General features: G+C 73.1%; 14 protein-coding genes, 2 tRNA genes, 1 pseudogene and 1 riboswitch. Of the genes and pseudogenes, 2 read left to right on the top strand and 15 right to left on the bottom strand.

Translation table 11 applies throughout. The annotated features are described in order from the left end of the window. Window positions 1-62: 62 nt before the first annotated feature. Window positions 63-1,391 carry a PrsW family intramembrane metalloprotease gene (locus IF00_RS0115165; protein ID WP_030318298.1) on the top strand — a complete coding sequence of 443 codons (1,329 nt, stop codon included), beginning with the start codon at window positions 63-65 and terminating at the stop codon, window positions 1,389-1,391. A 22-nt stretch (window positions 1,392-1,413) separates the two neighbouring features. Here IF00_RS0115165 and IF00_RS0115160 read toward each other — a convergent pair whose 3' ends face one another. From IF00_RS0115160 to IF00_RS0115120, 9 genes are all read right to left on the bottom strand, one after another. Then, window positions 1,414-2,361 carry an aldo/keto reductase gene (locus IF00_RS0115160; RefSeq protein WP_030318297.1) on the bottom strand — a complete coding sequence of 316 codons (948 nt, stop codon included), beginning with the start codon at window positions 2,359-2,361 and terminating at the stop codon, window positions 1,414-1,416. A 62-nt stretch (window positions 2,362-2,423) separates the two neighbouring features. Further along, the gene (locus tag IF00_RS0115155) at window positions 2,424-3,581 is read right to left on the bottom strand and encodes a M23 family metallopeptidase (RefSeq protein WP_030318296.1); all 1,158 of its coding nucleotides are present in this window, start codon (window positions 3,579-3,581) and stop codon (window positions 2,424-2,426) included. A gap of 11 nt (window positions 3,582-3,592) precedes the next feature. Beyond that, window positions 3,593-3,739: riboswitch (cyclic di-AMP (ydaO/yuaA leader) on the bottom strand. Between the two features lie 201 nt (window positions 3,740-3,940). Beyond that, window positions 3,941-5,170 (bottom strand): PP2C family protein-serine/threonine phosphatase, encoded by a 1,230-nt coding sequence (locus IF00_RS0115150; RefSeq protein ID WP_037638250.1) that lies wholly within the window; start codon window positions 5,168-5,170, stop codon window positions 3,941-3,943. A gap of 184 nt (window positions 5,171-5,354) precedes the next feature. After that, window positions 5,355-6,575 (bottom strand): MFS transporter, encoded by a 1,221-nt coding sequence (locus IF00_RS0115145; protein WP_030318294.1) that lies wholly within the window; start codon window positions 6,573-6,575, stop codon window positions 5,355-5,357. Beyond that, window positions 6,572-7,612 carry a PLP-dependent cysteine synthase family protein gene (locus tag IF00_RS0115140; RefSeq protein ID WP_388307387.1) on the bottom strand — a complete coding sequence of 347 codons (1,041 nt, stop codon included), beginning with the start codon at window positions 7,610-7,612 and terminating at the stop codon, window positions 6,572-6,574. Before IF00_RS0115140 ends, IF00_RS0115145 begins: the two co-directional genes overlap by 4 nt. A 64-nt stretch (window positions 7,613-7,676) precedes the next feature. Continuing rightward, a complete protein-coding gene (locus IF00_RS0115135; protein WP_158710468.1) occupies window positions 7,677-8,057 on the bottom strand; it encodes a hypothetical protein in 381 nt (126 codons plus the stop codon). A gap of 144 nt (window positions 8,058-8,201) precedes the next feature. After that, on the bottom strand, window positions 8,202-8,921 hold the full coding sequence (locus IF00_RS0115130) for a MerR family transcriptional regulator (RefSeq protein WP_030318291.1): 720 nt from the start codon (window positions 8,919-8,921) through the stop codon (window positions 8,202-8,204). Window positions 8,922-8,944: 23 nt separating this feature from the next. Beyond that, window positions 8,945-9,018: transfer RNA gene (locus tag IF00_RS0115125), tRNA-Met, on the bottom strand. A gap of 53 nt (window positions 9,019-9,071) precedes the next feature. Further along, a complete protein-coding gene (locus tag IF00_RS0115120) occupies window positions 9,072-9,566 on the bottom strand; it encodes a rhodanese-like domain-containing protein (protein ID WP_030318290.1) in 495 nt (164 codons plus the stop codon). A gap of 199 nt (window positions 9,567-9,765) precedes the next feature. Between IF00_RS0115120 and sigJ the strand changes: the two genes are divergently transcribed. Continuing rightward, entirely contained in the window at window positions 9,766-10,719 is a 954-nt protein-coding gene (sigJ, locus tag IF00_RS0115115) for an RNA polymerase sigma factor SigJ (RefSeq protein ID WP_030318289.1), read from the top strand. A gap of 9 nt (window positions 10,720-10,728) precedes the next feature. Here sigJ and IF00_RS0115110 read toward each other — a convergent pair whose 3' ends face one another. The 6 genes and pseudogenes from IF00_RS0115110 to IF00_RS45635 all read right to left on the bottom strand — a co-directional run bounded on the left by IF00_RS0115110 (window position 10,729) and on the right by IF00_RS45635 (window position 18,531). Beyond that, a complete protein-coding gene (locus IF00_RS0115110; protein WP_030318288.1) occupies window positions 10,729-11,325 on the bottom strand; it encodes a phosphatase PAP2 family protein in 597 nt (198 codons plus the stop codon). After that, on the bottom strand, window positions 11,322-12,716 hold the full coding sequence (locus tag IF00_RS0115105; RefSeq protein ID WP_209439767.1) for a diacylglycerol/lipid kinase family protein: 1,395 nt from the start codon (window positions 12,714-12,716) through the stop codon (window positions 11,322-11,324). The genes IF00_RS0115110 and IF00_RS0115105 overlap by 4 nt, the downstream gene beginning before the upstream one ends. 175 nt (window positions 12,717-12,891) lie before the next feature. Further along, window positions 12,892-12,964, bottom strand: a tRNA-Lys gene (locus IF00_RS0115100). Window positions 12,965-13,092: 128 nt separating this feature from the next. Continuing rightward, window positions 13,093-15,288 carry an FG-GAP repeat domain-containing protein gene (locus tag IF00_RS42665; RefSeq protein ID WP_030318286.1) on the bottom strand — a complete coding sequence of 732 codons (2,196 nt, stop codon included), beginning with the start codon at window positions 15,286-15,288 and terminating at the stop codon, window positions 13,093-13,095. 222 nt (window positions 15,289-15,510) lie between these two features. After that, a pseudogene (locus IF00_RS41255) lies at window positions 15,511-17,629 on the bottom strand (DEAD/DEAH box helicase). 197 nt (window positions 17,630-17,826) lie between these two features. Beyond that, the gene (locus IF00_RS45635) at window positions 17,827-18,531 is read right to left on the bottom strand and encodes a hypothetical protein (RefSeq protein WP_158710467.1); all 705 of its coding nucleotides are present in this window, start codon (window positions 18,529-18,531) and stop codon (window positions 17,827-17,829) included. Window positions 18,532-18,635: the final 104 nt, after the last annotated feature.

The raw sequence follows: 18,635 nt of genomic DNA, 5'->3' as shown, positions 1-18,635 counted from the left end.
CCGGGAATCAAAGGGGCTTAACCCTTTTCCGGCTGTCGGTGGAGGTCGTTAGGGTCGCTCACGTGTCCTTCCCCGTCCCCACCGAAGCCGCCGCCGCTCCCGTCCCCCACCGGGACACCGAGGAGCCGGACTTCCCGGCCGCCGCAGACCGGTCCCAGTGGCGCTACCGGCCCCGCCGGGACTTCTGGCGCAGCCGGCTGGTCCGGGCCGTCGCCCTCGTCACCGTGCTCGCGATCTGCGCGCTGTTCATCCTCGGGCTGGTCCGGGAGCAGACCGGCACCGAGGGCTTCCTCGTCGGCCTGGGCCTCGCCGTGTTCCCCGTACCTTTGCTGATGGCGGCGTTCCGGTGGCTCGACCGGGTCGAGCCGGGTCCCTGGAAGAACCTGCTCTTCGCGTTCGCCTGGGGCGCCTTCGCCGCCGCGCTCGTCGCGATCCTGGCGAACTCCTTCGCGGTCCGCTGGATCGCGACGGCCACCGCCGATCCCACCTCGGCGGACACCCTCGGCGCGACCGTCGTCGCGCCCGTTGTGGAGGAGACCGCGAAGGCCGCTTCGATCCTGCTGCTCTTCCTCTTCCGCAGGAAGCACTTCGGCGGGCTCGTCGACGGGGTCGTGATCGCCGGGTTCACCGCGACCGGCTTCGCCTTCACCGAGAACATCCTCTACCTCGGCAACGCCTTCGGCGAGGACCAGGAGTTCGGCTCCACCGGCCTCGGCTCGGTGACCGCCGCGACCTTCTTCGTCCGGGTCGTCATGTCTCCGTTCGCGCATCCGCTCTTCACCGTGCTCACCGGCATAGGCTTCGGCTTCGCGGCCCTCGCGCCGCGCGGCAAGCGCCTGCGCCGGGTGCTGCTGCCGCTCGCCGGGCTGCTGCTGGCCATGGGCCTGCACGCCGCCTGGAACGGCTCGGCCACCTTCGGCGGCCCGCTGACCTTCTACGCGGTGTACGGGGCGCTGATGGTCCCGGCCTTCGGCCTGCTGACCTGGCTCGCGGTCTGGAGCCGGCAGCGCGAGCTGCGCACGATATCCGGCGAGCTCCCGGCGTACGCGGCGGCCGGCTGGCTCTCCCCCGCCGAGCCGCTCGCGCTCTCGTCGATGCGCGCCCGTCAGCTGGCCCGCGCGTTCGCCGCCCGTACGTACGGGCCGCCGGCCGCGCGGGCCGTGGGGGAGTACGAGTCCTTCGCGACGACCCTGGCGTTCCTCCGGGACCGGGCCCGGCGCGGCACGGCCGGACCCGACTTCCCGGCCAGGGAACAGGAGTTGCTGCACCATCTGTGGCAGCGCAGGGCGGTCGCCTCCCCCGCCCTCACGTACGCGGCGCGGGCGACGGGCCAGGTGTGGGCGCCGCCGCAGTACTTGGACTACGGCGGCTTCAACCCGTACCGCAGCTAGCCGGAGCCGGACCCCGTCGCGGTCAGATCCCCGAGGCGTCCGTCAGGAGGGCCAGCTCCGCGTCCGTGAGCGTGAGCTCCGCCGCCGCGACCAGCGCCGGGACCTGCTCGACCGTACGCGCCGAGGCGATGGGTGCCGCGACGGTCGGGCGGGAGGCGAGCCAGGCGAGGGCGACGGTGGCGAGTTCCGCGCCGTGCGCCTCGGCGACGGTGTCCAGCGCGGAGAGCACGGCCCGGCCCCGCTCGGTGTCCAGGTGCCCGCCGGCGCCGGCGGCGCGGGCGCTGTCGACGGTGGTCCCGGGGCGGTACTTGCCGGTGAGGAAGCCGGAGGCGAGGCCGTAGTACGGGACGGCGGAGAGCCCGGCCTTCCCGACGGTCTCCAGGAGCGGGCCCTCGTAGGTGTCGCGGGAGACCAGGTTGTAGTGCGGCTGGAGGGCCACGTACCGGGCGAGGCCCTCGGACTCGGCGAAGTCGAGGGAGGCGCGCAGTCGCTCCGGGGAGATGTTGGAGGCCGCGACGGCCCGCACGGTGCCGTCCTTCACGAGCTGGTCGAGGGCGGTGACGATCTCCTCGACGGGGACGGACTCGTCGTCGAAGTGCGTGTAGTACAGGTCGATGTAGTCGGTGCCGAGGCGGCGCAGCGACTCCTCCGCGGCCGCCTTGATGGTGGTGGCGGACAGTCCCTTGAAGTGGGGGTGGGCACCGACCTTGGTGGCGACCACGACATCGGCGCGGTTGCCGCGCGCGGCGAGCCAGCGGCCGATGACGGTCTCGGACTCGCCGCCCTCGTTGCCCTCGGCCCAGGCCGAGTAGACGTCGGCGGAGTCGACGAAGTTCCCGCCGGCGGCGGTGTAGGCGTCGAGGACGGCGAAGGACTGCGTCTCGTCGGCGGTCCAGCCGAAGACGTTGCCGCCCAGGGCGAGCGGGAAGACGTGAAGGTCGGAGCTGCCCAGCGGGCGGAGAGTCGTCATGGTCGAGACAACCGTCCGCGCCGCCGGGCCTATTCCGTCAGCTCACGGGGCGAGCCGGGATGTCAGAGGCTCAGGCCCTTGGAGCGCAGCCACTCCGCCGGGTCGAGGCCGGAGCCGCCGGGCGTGTGCACCTCCATGTGGAGGTGGGCGCCGGTGACGTTGCCGGTGGCGCCGACGCGGCCGATCGTCTCGCCGGTGCCCACGGTCTGGCCGGCGGAGACCGTCATGGAGGACATGTGGGCGTACCAGATCTCGGTGCCGTCCGAGAGTTCGAGGACGACGCGGTAGCCGTACGAGCCGGACCAGCCGGCCGACTTGACCGTGCCGCCGTGGACCGCCTTGAGCGGGGTGCCGGTGGGGGCGGCGAAGTCGAGGCCGGTGTGGTAGCCGGAGGACCACATCGAGCCGGACTGCATGTAGGTGGCGCTGAGGCTGTAGGAGGAGAGCGGCAGCGTGTAGCTCGCGGCGAGCTTGGCGAGGCGCTCGGCCTCGGCCGCCGCCTCGGCCTTCGCCTTGGCCTCGGCTTCCGCCTTCGCCTTGGCCTCCGCCTCGGCCTTGGCCTTCGCCTCGGCGGCCGCCTTCTCCGCCGCGTCGGCCTTGGCCGCGGCCTCCGCGGCGGCCTTCTCGGCCGCCGCCTTCTCCGCCGCGGCCTTGTCGGCGGCGTCGGCGGAGGCCTGCTGCTGCTCGGCCTGCTGGAGGATGCGGGCGCGCAGGGCCTCGCCCGCGTTGCCGGCACCGGACGCGGCCTCCGCGGCCGGACCGTCCTGGGTGGCCAGGCCGGCCTGCTGCATCCGGGTGTTCGTGGCCCGCTCGTCGTCGAGGGTGGCGTACGTGGCGCTGGTGAGCGGGTTCGGGTTGGCGCGGTCCGCGCTGACCGTCTCCTGGGTCTCCTCGGGGAGGAGGTCGCCGACACCGGGGAGGTCGTGGGCGTCCGGAAGGTTGAGGTCCGGAAGGTCCGGGAGCGATATGGCCACCGGGGGCTTCTCCTGCGCGGTGGCGAGGCCACCCGCACCGACGGCCGCGATCACACCGACACCGAGGACGGTGGAGGAACGGGCGAAGTTGGAGCGCTGCTTGACGACACGGTGGCGGCCGCCGGAGCGGCTCTCGGCGCGGAGGGATCCCTCGGTGGGGTTCCACTCGGTGTCCGGGGCGGCAGGACCCGCACCACCACCGAAGGCATCGAAGGGGGCTTCGGGTGCGGGAGTGTTGGACGCCACGGAGGCGCGCTCCTTTCCTTCCTTCTCGCCTACCGGGTTAGCTGACGGGTTCGGAGCAGGAAGGTCTCCTACGGGCACGGTCGCACAAGTGCGAAAGGCCCGATTCACCCCAAGTAGTGGTTCCCCGGTTCCTTTTCAGGATTCGGCGCGTGCGCACGGTGCCGCCTCTTGCGACGGCTGGGACGACCGCGCTGCGTTATCGAACGTTAATAGACGCGGGGTGTCGTTTCCAAGCTGTTCCTCTTGATCATTCATTGAATTGGGGGGGAATGGTCCGAGTTGACCCCCCTTCAGCAAGCAAGGCCAAACCCCTCGCGATCTGACGTTAAGTCAATTGTTATCGCAGTGACACCTCTCGACTACGGCCGGTGACCGGGACCGCCGCCGGGCGATCCGGTCCCGCCCTGCGGCACCACCGGCATCGTCCGGCGCCGCTCCGGCTGCCCCGTCGCCGGACGGCTCACCGCGAGCAGCGCCATGTCGTCGGTCGATCCGCCGCCGGTGTGCAGCCGTACGTCGTCCACGAGCGCGTCGAGCAGCTCCTCGGGCCCGGGGAAGATCCGCCCGGCGAGCCGTTCCCCCGGGTCGTAGAAGACGCCCTCGGCGTTCCGCGCCTCCGAGAGACCGTCGGTGTAGAAGAGCAGCGTCGCGCCCGGCGGGTACGGCCGCGCCTCGGCCCGGTCCGGCCACGCCGCCAGATCGCCCATGCCGAGCGGCAGCGCCGGCTCGCCCGGCTCCATCGTGTCCAGGCGCCCGTCCGCGTACAGCATCAGCGGAGGCGGGTGCCCGCGGTTGACGACCCGTACGAAACCGTCGAAGGCGCCGCCCCCGTCACCGCGCGGGATCTCGGCGAGCACCGCCGTGGTGAACCCCTCGAAGGCGTCGAGCCCGTGCCGGCGGGTGCCCTCCCGGGCGAGGGCCCGTTCGAGCCGCTGCGCCACGCCCTCCAGGGTGCGCTCCTGCTCGGCCGCCTCCCGGAACGCCCCGATGACGACGGCGACGGCCTCGACCGCGTCCATGCCCTTGCCGCGGACGTCGCCGACCACGAGCCGTACCCCGTAGGGGGTGTCCTGGACAGCGAACAGGTCGCCGCCGATGAACGCGTCCGCCTGCGCCGCCTCGTACCGCGCCGCGCACTGCAGCCCGCCGATCCGCTCGGCGGGCGTCGGCAGCACCGCCTTCTGCGCGGTCTCCGCGATGACCCGCGCCGAGGCGAGCCGCTCGCCGCTGCGGAGGACGACCCGGTTGATGAGCACGGCGAGCACGGCGACCGTGAGCACGGTCAGGAACTCGGTGAGCGACGGGATCTCGGTCGCGTTGCCGTTGTAGACGTGCAGCCCGACGGAGGCCAGGACGGCCGCGATCCCGGTGAGCAGCGTCGTGAGGGTGGAGAAGAACGGTGCCGCGATCAGCGGGGCGGCGGAGAACATGGGCGCCGCGCTGTACCTCGGCGGCGTCAGAACGTCGAAGAAGACACCGCCCACGATGATCAGCGGTGGCAGCGCCCGGAGGAACCTCCGGGCGCTGCCGTACGGGCGGCGGCTCGCGCCGCCCCGCCGCCCGCCGATCGCTCCTGGGGGGTGCCCCACCTGTGCTCTCCTGCCCGGTCCGTACCCGGCCGCGGCCCGTACCGCGCCCTCCCAGGGTGGCCGCCGCCGCCCGGGGCGGCGACTCCCACGGGGCCGACTGGCGTACGGGCCGGGAAGGGCCCGTCCACGCGCGCGTGGGGGCGGTGCGGCCCGGCCACGCGCGTACGGAGGGGCCGGCCCCGGCTCAGTCCCGCGGCGTCGCTCCCTCCGCCAGTCGCCCGCCCCTCGCCAGGAGGGCCATCGCCGCGGCGCACCCCAGCCCCACCGCACACAGCGCGAGCCACGGCACCGCCGACCACCCGGTCACGTCGAGCAGCGCGCCCGTCCCCAGGTTCCCGAGGGTGATCCCGATCCCGCACACCGTGTTGTAGAGCCCGTAGTGGGTGGCCACCCAACGCCCCCGGGACAGGGCGACGACGGTGTCCATCTCGTACGGATAGAGCACCGCGTTCGCGACGGCCAGGACCGCCGCACACAGCAGCAGCCCGATCAGGCCGCGGCCCAGGGCCGCCGGGAGCAGGAAGGCCCCGCCCATCAGGGCCAGCCCGAGGACCAGGCACCGCTCCCGGCTCAGCCGCCGGCACCAGGCGGTGATCCGCAGCTGCCCAGCGAGCGCGACCAGGGCGGAGACGACGAAGAGCGCCGTCGTGGACCCCGCGCCGCCGGCGGCGAGCGGCAGCGCCAGGTAGACCTGGAAGGACAGCACGTACGAGCCGGTCATCGCGAGGGAGAACAGCCAGAAGGTGCGGTGGGAGAGCACCGTGCGGAACTGCCCGCGCCCTCCCTCGTCCCGCTCCCGCCGCTCCCCCCGTGCGGGCATGTACCGGAGCTGTACGAGGGTCAGCCCGGCGAACAGCACCGCCGCCACCACGCACGTCAGCCGGAACGACACCCCCGTCAGGGCCACCCCGACGAGCGGCCCGAGCAGGATGCCCGCCTGGTAGTGGACGTTGAACAGCGCGAAGGCCTGGACCCGGCGCTCCTCCCCCGCCTCCGCCGCGAGGCAGGCCCGTACGGCGGGGTTGAACAGCGCCCCCGCGAGCCCGGTCGCGAGCGAGGCGGCGATCAGCACCGGGAGCGACTGCGCGAACGCGAGGGCCCCGAAGCCGGCCGTCCGCAGGGCGCAGCCCGCCACGATGAGCGGCTTGAAGCCGAACCGGTCGGCGAGCGCCCCGCCGACGAGGAACATGCCCTGCTGGGAGAGGTTCCGGGCGCCGAGCACGAGCCCGACCGCCCAGGCCGCCATGCCGAGCCCGTCCGCCAGGTGCGCGGCCAGGTACGGCATGAGCATGTAGAAGCCGAGGTTGATGGTGAGCTGGTTGAGGAAGAGGAGCCGGACGGCGGGTTCGAAGGTACGGATCTGCTTCCAGACGCCGCCCTCGGGCGGCGCTGTCGTCGTGGTCAACGCGCCGACCCCGTCCGGTCCATGACCCTGCGGGTCCAGCCGCTGACCGTGTCGGCGGAGACGTACCCCGCGGGATCCTCCCGTACGGGCCCGTCGAGGAGACCGTGGGCCGCGCAGAACTCGTCGTTGAAGACGGTGTCGAAGTACCGCTGAGGCCCGTCGGGGAAGACGGCCGCGATCCGTGTCCCGCGCGGCCGGGTCCTGGCCAGCCACGCGGCGACCAGCGCGACCGCTCCGACGCTCCAGCCGCCCGTGGCGAACTGACGCGAGGCCAGCCTGCGGGCCGCCCGTACCGCCTCGGCGGGGCCCACCCAGTGGATCTCGTCGAAGGCCCCGTGGTCCACGTTGCCCGGGTGGATGGAGGAGCCGAGGCCGCGCATCAGCCGCTCTCCGGCCGGCAGGCCGAAGACGGTGGAGCCGACGGAGTCCACGCCGACGAGTTCGAGCGCGGGGCTGCTGGTGGCGCGCAGGGCCCGGGAGATCCCGGCCGAGTGGCCGCCGGTGCCGACCGCGCAGACGAGGACGTCGATCCGGTCGAGCTGCCCGGACAGCTCGGCGGCGAGCCCCGCGTACGCGTCGGGGTTGTCGGGGTTCCCGTACTGGTCGGGCCACCAGGCCCCGTCGAGGCTCACGAGCAGCTCGGCGACCCGGTCCATCCGGGCCTGCTGCCAGCCGCCCCGGGGGCTCGGCTCCGTTACGACATGGACCCGGGCGCCGTGGGCGACGAGCATCCGCTCGACGATGGGTTCGAGGCCGGGGTCGGTGACGACGTGCACCGGATGACCGTGGAGGACCCCGGCGAGGGCGAGGCCGAGGCCGAGGGTCCCGGAGGTCGACTCGACGATCGGGGCGCCGGGCCGCAGCGCACCGCGCCGGCGGGCCTGTTCGACCATGTAGAGGGCGGCGCGGTCCTTGATGCCGCCGAAGTTGAAGCCTTCGAGCTTGGCCCAGTAGCCGTCGTCCGTGCGGAGGACGGGGGTGTTGCCGACGGTCTGCTCGGCGACGGGCGGCAGGCTGCCGGACAGCAGGTTGTTCACGGGTGGGACGTCCTTGGGGTGAGTACGCGGAAGGGGGCCTGGTCACGCGAGGGCGAGACCCGGCTCAGTTCCGGTCCACTCCGAGGGCGATCAACAGCCGGCCCGGCTCGGGGCCGGGTCCCGCCCTGCCCCGGACACAGCGCGCGCGGGGGTCGGTGCGGAGGTCGGCCGCGTACGGCAGGAGTACGGCTCCGCCGGCGTCGGGCGCGGCGAGGGGCGCGGCGGCGGTCTGCGTGGGGAGGTGGGCGTCGAAGGACCACGCCTCGCCGGACCGCTCGCAGCCGTGCGGCAGCGCGGGGGCCGAGGCGACGGCCGCGGAGCCCGAGGTCGGCAGCAGGTGCCCGTGCGAGCCGTGGCAGACGCTGACGAGGAGGGCGAGGAGCGCGAGCAGGACGAGGACGGCGGGCGCCCGCCGGCGTACGTCACTCACACGCTGGTCACTCATGGTGCGCGTGACACTACGGTGAGGCAGTGCGGGTGCACAAAGTGACAGGCGCGGTTTCGGCCACCGTTTACCTCCGGCGGCCGGGGCGTCCGGCAGCGACGGGACCTGCGGCGGCCGGGGCTTCCGGCGGCCGGGGCGTCCGGGCTACAGGTTCCGCTCCGCGTAGATCTCCATCGCGTCCCGGACGAGGACCGCGGTGCCCGCACGGTGCTTGTCGTAGTTCGCGGTGAAGCGCGGGTCGTCGACGTACATGCGACCGAGGCCGATCACGTACTCCTTCGTCGGCGTCGTGGTGGAGGAAAGCCACGCGACCTGGCGCCGCGCGATCTCCTGCACCGCGTCGCTGCCGGCGGCGAGTCCGTCCTGGAGCGCCTGCGCGAAGTCGCGGGCGATGCCGGCCTGCTCGTCCATGAACGCCTTCTTCTGAGCGTCGGTGAGCGAGCGCCACCACCGGTCGCTCTTCTCGTACGCGTCGCGGCCCCAGCGCTCGGTGACCTCCTCCTCGTACACCGTGTGGTCGAAACCGTCGAACACTTCGTCGGCCATGAGTTCTTCTCCGTTCTGGGTCTTGTGGAGAGTGGTCCGCACCGAGGCGATCTGCCGTCCGATGCGCTCACGCTCCTGCTCCAGGAGCGCGAGATGGGTGCGCAGGGCGGCGGACGTGTCCCGCTGCCCCGCGAGGACCTCGGCGATCGCGGGCAACGAGAGCCCCAGCTCGCGCAGCAGCAGAATCCGCTGCAGCCGGACGAGCGCCGCCTGGTCGTAGTACCGGTAACCGTTCGCGCCGATCCGGCTCGGCTCCAGCAGTCCGCGGTCCCCGTAGTGCCGGAGGGTGCGACTGGTGGTGCCGGCCTTCTTGGCGATCTCTGGCCTTCGTTGCTACTGAGTAGCGGGGACAGGATTTGAACCTGCGACCTCTGGGTTATGAGCCCAGCGAGCTACCGAGCTGCTCCACCCCGCGTCGGTAGACCTGACTCTACGGCATGACCGGGGCGATCCGGAAATCGATTTCCGTCAGCAGCCGCAGTCGTCCGAGTCCACCGGCGCCGTGAGCGGGTCCGCGGCCTTCTCCGCGGGCCCTTCCCAGGTCTCGTACGCGAAGCCCTCGCGCACCCAGTACTCGAAGCCTCCGAGCATCTCCTTCACCTGGAATCCCAGCTCCGCGAGGGCCAGCGCGGCGCGCGTGGCGCCGTTGCAGCCGGGGCCCCAGCAGTACGTGACGACCGGCACGGACCGGTCGAGCAGCCGCTCGGCCTGCTCGGGGATGAGCGCGGTCGGCAGATGGACGGCGCCGGGGACGTGCCCCTGGTCCCAGGAGGCGGTCGAACGGGAGTCGATCACCACGAAGCCCGGGTCGGTGCCGTCGGCGGCCGAGGCGGCCAGCACGGAGGCCACGTCGGAGACATCGGCGTGGAAGGCCAGACTCGCGGAGAAGTACGCGGCAGCGGCGGCGGGAGAGGCCGGCGGGGTGCGGAGTACGGCGTTGACCTGCGAAGTTGTCGTCGTCATGAGGATCAATCTACGGATGATGATCATCGCGCTGAAGGGATGATCCACGGCCCTCCGGGGCATCGACCGGTGAATCCCCGGCGTTCACAGCGAGGCGGCGTGGATCTCACGTACCGGAATCGCCGGGACCGGCGATACCCCTTCAGACGGAGCGTGACAGACGGCGTCACATCGACGAGGTTTGATCCGTCATGACGACATGACGGGACGCGAACGGGGAGATCGACGAGTGGACCGGAACCGCGACAACCACACCGACGGCAAGGACCTGCTGGCCCGCCGCTTCGAGGCCGACCGGGGGCATCTGCGGGCGGTGGCGTACCGGATGCTGGGCTCGCTCAGCGAGGCCGAGGACGCCGTCCAGGAGGCCTGGTTCAAGCTCAACCGCAGCGACGTCGGCGCGGTGGAGAACCTCAGCGGCTGGCTGACCACCGTCGTCGGCCGCGTCTGCCTCGACATGCTGCGCTCGCGCGGCTCGCGACGCGAGGACCCGCTGGAGTACTACGTCCCCGACCCGGTCGTCCGGGTCGCCGACACCACGGACCCGGAGCACGCGGCCGAGGTCACCGAATCCGTCGGCCTCGCGCTCCTCGTCGTCCTGGAGACCCTGGGCCCGGCCGAGCGGCTCGCGTTCGTCCTGCACGACATGTTCGCCGTCTCCTTCGACGAGATCGCGCGGATCGTGGACCGCACCCCGGCCGCCACCCGCCAGCTCGCCAGCCGCGCCCGCCGCCGGGTGCAGGACGCCACCCCCGCTCCCGGGCCCGACGCGCGCCGGCAGCGGGAGATCGCCGACGCCTTCCTCACCGCCTCGCAGGGCGGCGACTTCGAGGGGCTGCTCGCCGTCCTCGACCCGGACGTGGTGCTGCGCGCGGACGGCGGACGGACGCTCGCGGCCGTCTCCAAGGTCGTACGGGGCGCCGAGGCCGTCATCTCGCAGGCCCTCATGTACGCCAGGTTCCGGCAGGCCGCGCTGCCCGTCGTGGTCAACGGCGCGCCCGCGTTCGTCGCGGTCGTCGAGGGCCGTCCGACGGTCCTCATGTCGTTCACGATCGCCGGGGACCGGATCGTCGAGCTCCAGATCCTGGCGGACCCGGAGCGGCTCGCCGCGCTCGACCTCTCGGAGGAGGACCTGGCCCGCGCGACGTTCTGAGACGCCCCGTCACTTCCCCCTGGCGGCCGTCAAGGAGGCCACGGCCGTCAGGGAGACGGCGGCGCTCGCGATGCCGAGGACGGCGCCCGCGGCGACGTCGCCCGGGTAGTGCACCCCGGTGTGGACACGGGAGTAGCCCACGGCCATCGCCAGGACCTGCAGGGGCACCGCGGCCGGCGGGAAGACGACCCCCACGGCGGTCGCGAAGGCCACCGCCGACGCGGTGTGCCCGGAGGGGAAGGAGGCCGAGTCCGGCATCGGCACATGGCGGCTCACCACCACCCGGGCCGCCTCCCGGTCCGGCCGCGGCCTGCGGACGAGGCGCTTGCCCAGCAGGTTGGCCGAGGCCGAGGCGACGGCCACGGCCCCGATGCCGGCCAGGGCCGCGCGGCGCGGCGCGCCGGGGACCAGGGCGAGCCCGGCCGCCACCGTGAACGAGATCTTGGAGTGGTTCGCCGCGCCCGACAGCCTGCGGAAGCCCGTGTCGAGAGTGGGCGTGGGGGTGGCTGCCACGGCGGCGTAGACGGCCCCGTCGATCGCGCGGAGGTCCCGGAAGACCGCCCGGACGGGGTTGGTGGTGGGGGTGGGGGTGGGGGTGGGGGTCATGAGCCGCTGCTCCTCGAAGTGGTCCGGAAGGCGATTTCGGTGATGCGCCGCCAGTCCAGGGGCGGCTGGGGCTCGATGACGCCGGGCCGGTGACGCGGCACGAGCACCCGGAGGGCGCCGGGGCGCAGGGTACAGACGACGGGGGTGGGGAGGGTCAGCGCCTCACCGTCGACGGCGACGGCGATGGTGCCGGGGGCGCCGGGGGCCCGGGCCGGCGCGGGGACGAAGGCCGAGGGGGGCACGGGCACGGGGGCCGCGGCCTTCCCCGTCACCTCGACCCGAGCGGCCGTCAGGACGTTCAGCCCGGTCGACTGGGTGCCCAGTACGGCCATCTCGGCGGCCTGCGCCGCCCCGTCGACCCGGACGGCGATCACCCCGAGCTCGCCGCCGTCCAGGCGCGGTCTCCGGGCGGCGACGGCGCTGAACGGATCGGGCGCGGCATACGCGTTGTTGCTGACGAGGAGGGCCTGCTGGGCGGGGAGCCGAAGGCCGTCGGCGGTCGCGTCAAGACGGTCGCCGCCACCGCCCTGGAGCAGATCGGGGAGGACGTCGACGGCGGTGCCGGCCTTCGCGTCGCGGTACTCGGGGAGCTGGACGACATCGGCGTACACACCGAACGAGACGGTGTTGACGAACGCCCGCCCGGACACGGAGCCGAGGTCGACACGGAGTTCCTCGCCGTCGACGAGGGCGTCCAGACAGGTCGCCGGGTCGGTGCGGTCGAGCCCCAGGTCGAGGGCGAAGTGGTTGCGGGTTCCGGCGGAGATGACGAGGAAGGGCAGGTCGTGCTCGGCGGCCACGGCGGCGACCAGCGCCTGCGTGCCGTCCCCGCCGGCCACCCCGAGCAGGTCGGCGCCGTCGGCGACGGCCTCACGGGCGAGCGCGGCGACATCGGTCTCGACGGACGGGTCGATGAGGACGACTCTCGCGCCCAGCTTCTCGGCCCGTTCGACGAGCCCGAAGCGGGCGACCTTCCCGCCCCCGGATTTCGGGTTCATGATCAGTACGGGCCGCTTCGGCCGGGACCGCCGCTTCGGCCGCGGGCGCGCCGGCGCGCCGCTCACGTCCCGGATGAGGCGCAGGGCGGCCCGCGCGCAGACCAGCGCCACGCTCCACGACGCGAGCGCCCCGAGCCCGGTCAGCCAGGGCCCCCAGGCGACGTACAGGACGAGGACGGCGAGCGGCGCGCCGACGGCCAGCAGGGCGCCGGACACCCGCAACGGCCCGCGGTGGGCGAGGAACCACCAGATGCCCACGGCCGAACAGACGAGCCCCACGAGCGCGGCCAGAAGGACAAGCAGCCCGGCGGCGCCGAGCCCCGTCAGCAGCAGCACGACCGCCGCCGCGGCGGCGCCGAGCGCCCACCGCGCCAGCGTCCGGGCCTGGCCCATCGGATCACCCGCTCCGTTCACCGTCACGGTCCCCACCTCCACGCTCAGCGTCCACGAACCAGATTCGCCCACGGTGCCGCACACCGCGTCCCGGATACGGAAGCGCCCCGACCGGTCGAAACCGGTCGGGGCGATTCTCGGCAGCTCGGAGACCGAAACCCCCGCCTGCCACACGTAGGCCGTGTGGGACTCGAACCCACAACCAACGGATTAAAAGTCCGCTGCTCTGCCAATTGAGCTAACGGCCCGTGGACAAGCACACCCGTGCAGCATAGCCCGAGAGATCCCCCGAACCGATCGGGTATACGCGGACGGCTCGGGACCCGTCCCCCGCGACATCGTGGAGGACGGGCCCGAGCCGCGCTCGGAGCACGCGTCAGGACAGCGTCTTGTACATCTGCCAGCCGCCGCCGATCTTCGCCCGGCCGGCGAACGCACCCGCACCGTTCCCCGCGTAACGCCAGAGCGTTCCGGTCGTGTCGCGGGCCACCAGGTCGGCCTTGCCGTCTCCGGTGAAGTCGCCCACGCCCACGAGGGAGTTGTAGGCCTGCCAACCGCCGCCGAGCTTCACGCGAGCGCCGAACGTGCCGTCGCCCTTGCCCTGGTAGCGCCAGAGCACACCGGCCGCGTCCCGGGCGAGCAGATCGCCGGCCTTGTCGCCGTTCAGGTCGCCGACGCCGACGACCGCGTTGTACGCCTGCCAGCCGCCACCGATCCTCGCGCGTGTCTTGAACGCGCCCTTGCCGTCGTCCTCGTACAGGAACAGCTCACCGCCGGGCGTACGCGCCAGCAGGTCCGTCCGGCCGTCACCGGTCAGGTCGCCCGGGGCGGTCAGGGCGTTGTAGGCGTTCCAGCCCGTGCCGATGGTGAGCTTCGGCCCGCCCGGCGCGAACGCCGTCCCGCAGCCGCCGTCATGACGCGTCAGCACCCCGGCGGCGTTCCGCACGAGCAGGTCGTTGCACCGGTCGCCCGACAGGTCGCCGAACGGAACGACCGTCGACGTCGCCGGCCATCCGGTCGCCGTGGCCCCGGTCCCGAGGCCACCCGCGCCCGAGCCCGTACGCACGGTCAGAGCACCGGCCGGAGTCAGCCCGAGCAGGTCGCCCCTGCCGTCACCGCTGTGGTCCCGCCACGTGGGGAGCGGCTTGACGGGCGCGGGGGCGGTGGTGGCCGCGCGCAGCTCGGTGGTCAGGTCGCCGCTGGACTGCTGCCAGACGGCGACGGGCCGGTCGGCGGCGTCGACGGTGACCAGACCCAGGGCGTAGCCGCTGGTGTTGGTCGAGAGCGGCGTCGGGGCCGCGGACCAGGCGCCGGCGACCCGCGAGGAGGTCATCAGCTTCCGGTCCGTGTTGCCCTGGGTCCACACGGCGTGGACGACGCCGTCGGGGCCCGCCGTCAGGTCGAACTGGTCGTCGGGCACGTATCCCGTGGAGATCGTCTTCAGTGCGGCCCAGGTGCCGGTGGCGGCAGATCGGGTGGTGGTCCGCGCGATGAAACCGCTGCCGTCGACGAAGGTGACACCGAGCAGGGTGACGTCGCCCTCGGGGCCGACCGCGATCTTGCGCCACGCACCGCCGTCGAAGCCGTTGGCCGGCGTCCCGGCGCTCCACGTCAGGCTGCCGGCCGGTCGCTGGGCGACCACGTCGGTACCGACGCCGGACTCCCGGGAGTCCTGCTCGTGCCAGACCAGCGCGGCGTGGCCGCCCCGGCCGACCGCCAGCTTCGGGTTGTGGGCGTACTTCCCGGGGGCGGAGACGGTGACCGGCTTGGTCCACGTGCCGCCCGCCGTCCGGTCGAGAACCTTGATCTCACCGGTCGCGGGACCGGCCTGGACGAAGGCCACGGTGGTCGTGCCGTCCGCCGAGTGGATCACCTCGGGCGCGGAGGAGAGCCCCGCGTCCGCCGTGGGCTCGTCGATCCGCACCGGCTCGGACCAGGCCTCGCCCGGGGCGGCGCGGACCGAGGAGTACAACCCGGCCTTCCCGGCCGAGACTCCCTGCCAGACGGCGACGAGCTCGCCCGACGGCGAACCGGACAGGCTCCCGCTGTGCACCCAGCCGGGGTCGGTCATGATGTCCGACACGTCGGACCACGTCGTGGCGCCGGCCGCGAGGGTGACCATCCGGAACGAGCCGCCGGGCTTCTCGTCACCCGGCCCACCGTCGTTCGGGTACTCCATCCAGGCCGCCGTGACGGACCCGTCCGCCGAGACGGTGAGCGCGGCGGAGCTGCGCCAGGTGGGGAGTGTGCGCAGGATTTGCTCCGCGCCCCAGACGGAACTGCCCGCCGGGCGCACCGACGCGATGAGTTCGTTCTTGCTGCGGTCCTCGGCGAGCCGGTACCAGAGGGCGACGACCGCCCCGTCCTTGGTCGTCTTGAGGTCCAGGAGACTGTGGAGGGCCGCGCCGTCCGACAGTGGCACGGACGCCGCCCACGGGTCGACCGACGCGGTGGCGGCGTCGGCCGTGACCGGCGCGGCAGTCGCCGTCGCGGCCAGCGGGCCGACGCCGGCGAGAAGGGTCGCGGCGGTGACGGCCGCGATGGAATGGCGTAGAAGAGCGCTACGAGGCACTCGGGTCCTCCCCTGAGGATCAATGTAGAGGCATGGGGAAGACGGTGGCGCTCGTGCTGAACAGTAGGTTCGCGGCCCCCCGGCCGCACCGCCCCCATGCGAGTGGGCCGATGCTAACAGCCGCCCCCTGCCTGTCGAAAGCGATTTCGAACTCGTTCAAAGCAGCAGGGCCCGTACGTCACCGAAGTGTCGTACGGGCCCTGCTCAGCTTGCTACGTGGGGTCAGCCGTTGCGCTTCCAGCGCGGCTTGTCGTCGCGGCGGCCGAAGGAGCCACCGGTCGAGCCGGTCGAGCCGGTGCCGCGGTGGTCGTCACGACGGCCGTACGGACGGTCGCCGCCACCCGGGCGGAAGCCGCCGGCGGGGCGGTCGTCGCGACGGTCGCGGTTGAACGGACGGTCGCTGCCGCGGTGGCCGCCGGCCGGACGGTCGTCACGGCGCTCGAAGGAGCGGCCGCCGCGGTCGTCGCGGTTGAAGCCACCCGACGGACGCTCGTCACGACGGAAACCGCTCGAAAGAACGGCCGCCGCGGTCGTCGCGGTTGAAGCCACCCGACGGACGCTCGTCACGACGGAAACCACCCGACGGACGGTCGTTGTCGCGGCGGAAGCCACCACGGTCACCGCCGCGGTCGCCACCACGGAAGCCACCACGGTCACCGCGGTCGTCGCGGTTGAAGCCGCCACGGTCACGACGCTCGTAGTTGCCCCGCTCGTCGCGGGCCGGGCGCTCCTCGCGGCGCTGCTCCTCGGCGCGGGCGGCACGCTCGGCCTCGACGGCGGCGGCAGCGACCTCGGCCTCGGCGGCCTCGGTCACCTCGGCGACAGCGGCCTCGGGGTCCTCGCCACGCTCGCGGGCGGCGCGGGCCACCAGGCGGTCGGCCTCCTCGCGGAGCTCGACGGCGCGGCGCTGCAGGCGCTCCAGCTGCTTGGTCAGGTCGACGACCTCACGCTCGGCCTGCTTGGCCGAGTTGTTCGCCGAGTCGGCCTGGACCTCGGTCAGCGAACGGGCGCCGGTGATCTCGGCGACCTCGGGGTCGAACGCGCCGGCACCACCGACGATGTGGCGCGAGGCGTCGACGCCCGCGTCCTCCATCAGACGGAAGATCTGACGGCGCTGGTGCGGCAGGGCCAGGGAGACCACGACGCCGGAGCGGCCGGCACGGGCGGTACGGCCCGAGCGGTGCAGGTAGTCCTTGTGGTCGCCGGCCGGGTCCACGTTGAGGACCAGGTCGATGCCGTCGACGTGGATGCCTCGGGCGGCGACGTCGGTCGCGACGAGCGCGTTGACGTAGCCGTCCTTGAAGTCGGCCAGGGTCCGCGTACGGGCGCCCTGGGTCATGCCGCCGTGCAGCGCGTCGGCCTTCACACCGGCGTCGCGCAGCTGCTCCGCGATGCGGTCCGCGCCGAGCTGGGTACGGACGAAGATGATCGTGCGGCCCTTGCGGGCGGCGATGGCGGCGGTGACCGGCGCCTTGTCCTTCGGCTTCACGACGAGGACGTGGTGGGTCATGGTCGTGACGTTGCCCTGGGCGCTGTCGACCTCGTGCGTGACGGGGTCGGTCAGGTAGCGCTTGACCAGGGTGCCGATCTCGTTCTCCATGGTGGCGGAGAAGAGCATGCGCTGGCCGCCGCCGGGGATCTGGTCGAGCAGCTCGGTGACCTCGGGGAGGAACCCCAGGTCGGCCATCTGGTCGGCCTCGTCGAGGACGGCGATCTTGACGGCTTCGAGGGAGCAGGCGCCGCGGTTGATGATGTCGCGGAGACGGCCCGGGGTGGCGACGAGGACGTCGACGCCGCGCTCCAGGGCGTAGATCTGGTTGCCCATGGAGGTACCGCCGCAGACGACCTTCATCTTGAGGCCGAGCACGTCGCCGTAGGGCTGGAGGGCGTCCGCGACCTGCATCGCGAGCTCACGGGTCGGCGTGAGGATGATGCCGCGGGGCTTCTTCTTGTCGGTGTGGCCGCCGGCCAGACCGGCCAGGAGCGGCAGACCGAAGGAGAGGGTCTTTCCGGAGCCGGTACGGCCACGGCCCAGGATGTCCTTGCCGGCCAGGGCGTCCGGGATGGTCGCCGCCTGGATCGGGAAGGGGGTGGTGACACCGTTCTGCGCGAGCTTGCGCACGACGCCGTCCGGCAGACCGAGGTCGCCGAAGGTGATCGTGGGCTCGGCGGGCTCGTCGAGCGAGTCGTCCGCGTCGGTGTCGATGTCGAGGGCCTCGACGGCCTCGACGATGTCGTCGGCGTCGATCTCGACGATCGAAGTGATCTCCGCGGCCTCTACGGCCTCGACGATCTCGTCGTTCTCGGGCATGACGGCGTGATCAGAACTGAAAATGGACATGCGAAATGCGAAACCTTCCGGAGTCTCGGCACGCGCCCGTCAACTCCGTGATTTCGCAAACGACCGCCTCAATGCGGTCAGCCACGGCTAGGGAGAGTACGCGCCACACGGCGCTCTTCTGTGTCGGCGCCGGGCAATGGGATCAAACGATCTACCACCATACGCACCCTCCCCCACCTATGGCAAATCGGACTCCCTCACACCGGTCCGACCTGCGGAGACGCCACCGGCTCCGGGGGCGCGCCAGGCCCGTCCGCCGCGCGCATCGCACCCATCTGGGTGTCGGCTCCGGGCGACGGCGGATCGGTCGGATGGGAGGTCGGCTCCGGCGTCGGCTCGGGAGTGGGCTCCGTGGTCGGCTCGGGCGTCGGCTCAGGGGTCGGCTCCGCGGTCGGCTCCGGTGTGGGCGTGCCCCCGCCGCCCGGACCGCCGGAGCCGCCGCCGTTCGCCCCGCCGCCATTGCCGCCGCCCCCGTTCCCGCCCCCACTGCCGCCGTTCCCGGCGGAACCGCCCGAGCCGCCGCCCGGGCCGTCCTGACCGCCCGTCGGCTGCGGTTCAGACGGGCCGCCGGGGCCGCCCGGACCCTCCACGGGCAGCACCGCGCCCGGGGAGGGCTTCGCCGTGCCCGAGGGGGAGCCGCTCGGCACCGGGGACTCCGTACCGGAGCCGGTCACGTCGGGGCCTCCGGCGCCCGGCCGGCCGTTCCACGAACCCGCGTCACCGCCGGACTCCCCGGCCGCACCGCCCCCGGAATCGGTCGCCACGCCCCGCTTCCCGCCGGACGCGCCGGGCGCCGGCTTCGCCCCCTCGTCACTCACACTCATACAGCCGCTCAGACCGGCACAGGCCGCGACGGCCAGCGCGGCGGCGGCCCATCTGGCACGGGTGGGCAAATGGCGCACGGGGGCACCTCCAGGACACGACAGGCAGGAACGGAACGCGTTGCCCTGCCCAACTCCCCCGGCGCCACAAGGGACACGCCCGAGAGGGCCCGGGCGTATGCCCG

The organism is Streptomyces flavochromogenes (assembly GCF_000717595.1).
GTDB classification, from domain to species: domain Bacteria; phylum Actinomycetota; class Actinomycetes; order Streptomycetales; family Streptomycetaceae; genus Streptomyces; species Streptomyces flavochromogenes.
Note: the sequence above shows the minus strand (reverse complement) of the source record. Positions and strands in the feature narration are given on the sequence as shown.

Bases quoted from the DNA above. Each gene is read 5' to 3' on its own strand.
- IF00_RS0115160 (WP_030318297.1), bottom strand. From the start codon at position 2,361: ATGACGACTCTCCGCCCGCTGGGCAGCTCCGACCTTCACGTCTTCCCG.
- IF00_RS0115135 (WP_158710468.1), bottom strand. From the start codon at position 8,057: ATGAGTGACCAGCGTGTGAGTGACGTACGCCGGCGGGCGCCCGCCGTC.
- IF00_RS0115120 (WP_030318290.1), bottom strand. From the start codon at position 9,566: ATGACGACGACAACTTCGCAGGTCAACGCCGTACTCCGCACCCCGCCG.
- sigJ (WP_030318289.1), top strand. From the start codon at position 9,766: ATGACGGGACGCGAACGGGGAGATCGACGAGTGGACCGGAACCGCGAC.
- IF00_RS0115110 (WP_030318288.1), bottom strand. From the start codon at position 11,325: ATGACCCCCACCCCCACCCCCACCCCCACCACCAACCCCGTCCGGGCG.
- IF00_RS0115105 (WP_209439767.1), bottom strand. From the start codon at position 12,716: ATGGGCCAGGCCCGGACGCTGGCGCGGTGGGCGCTCGGCGCCGCCGCG.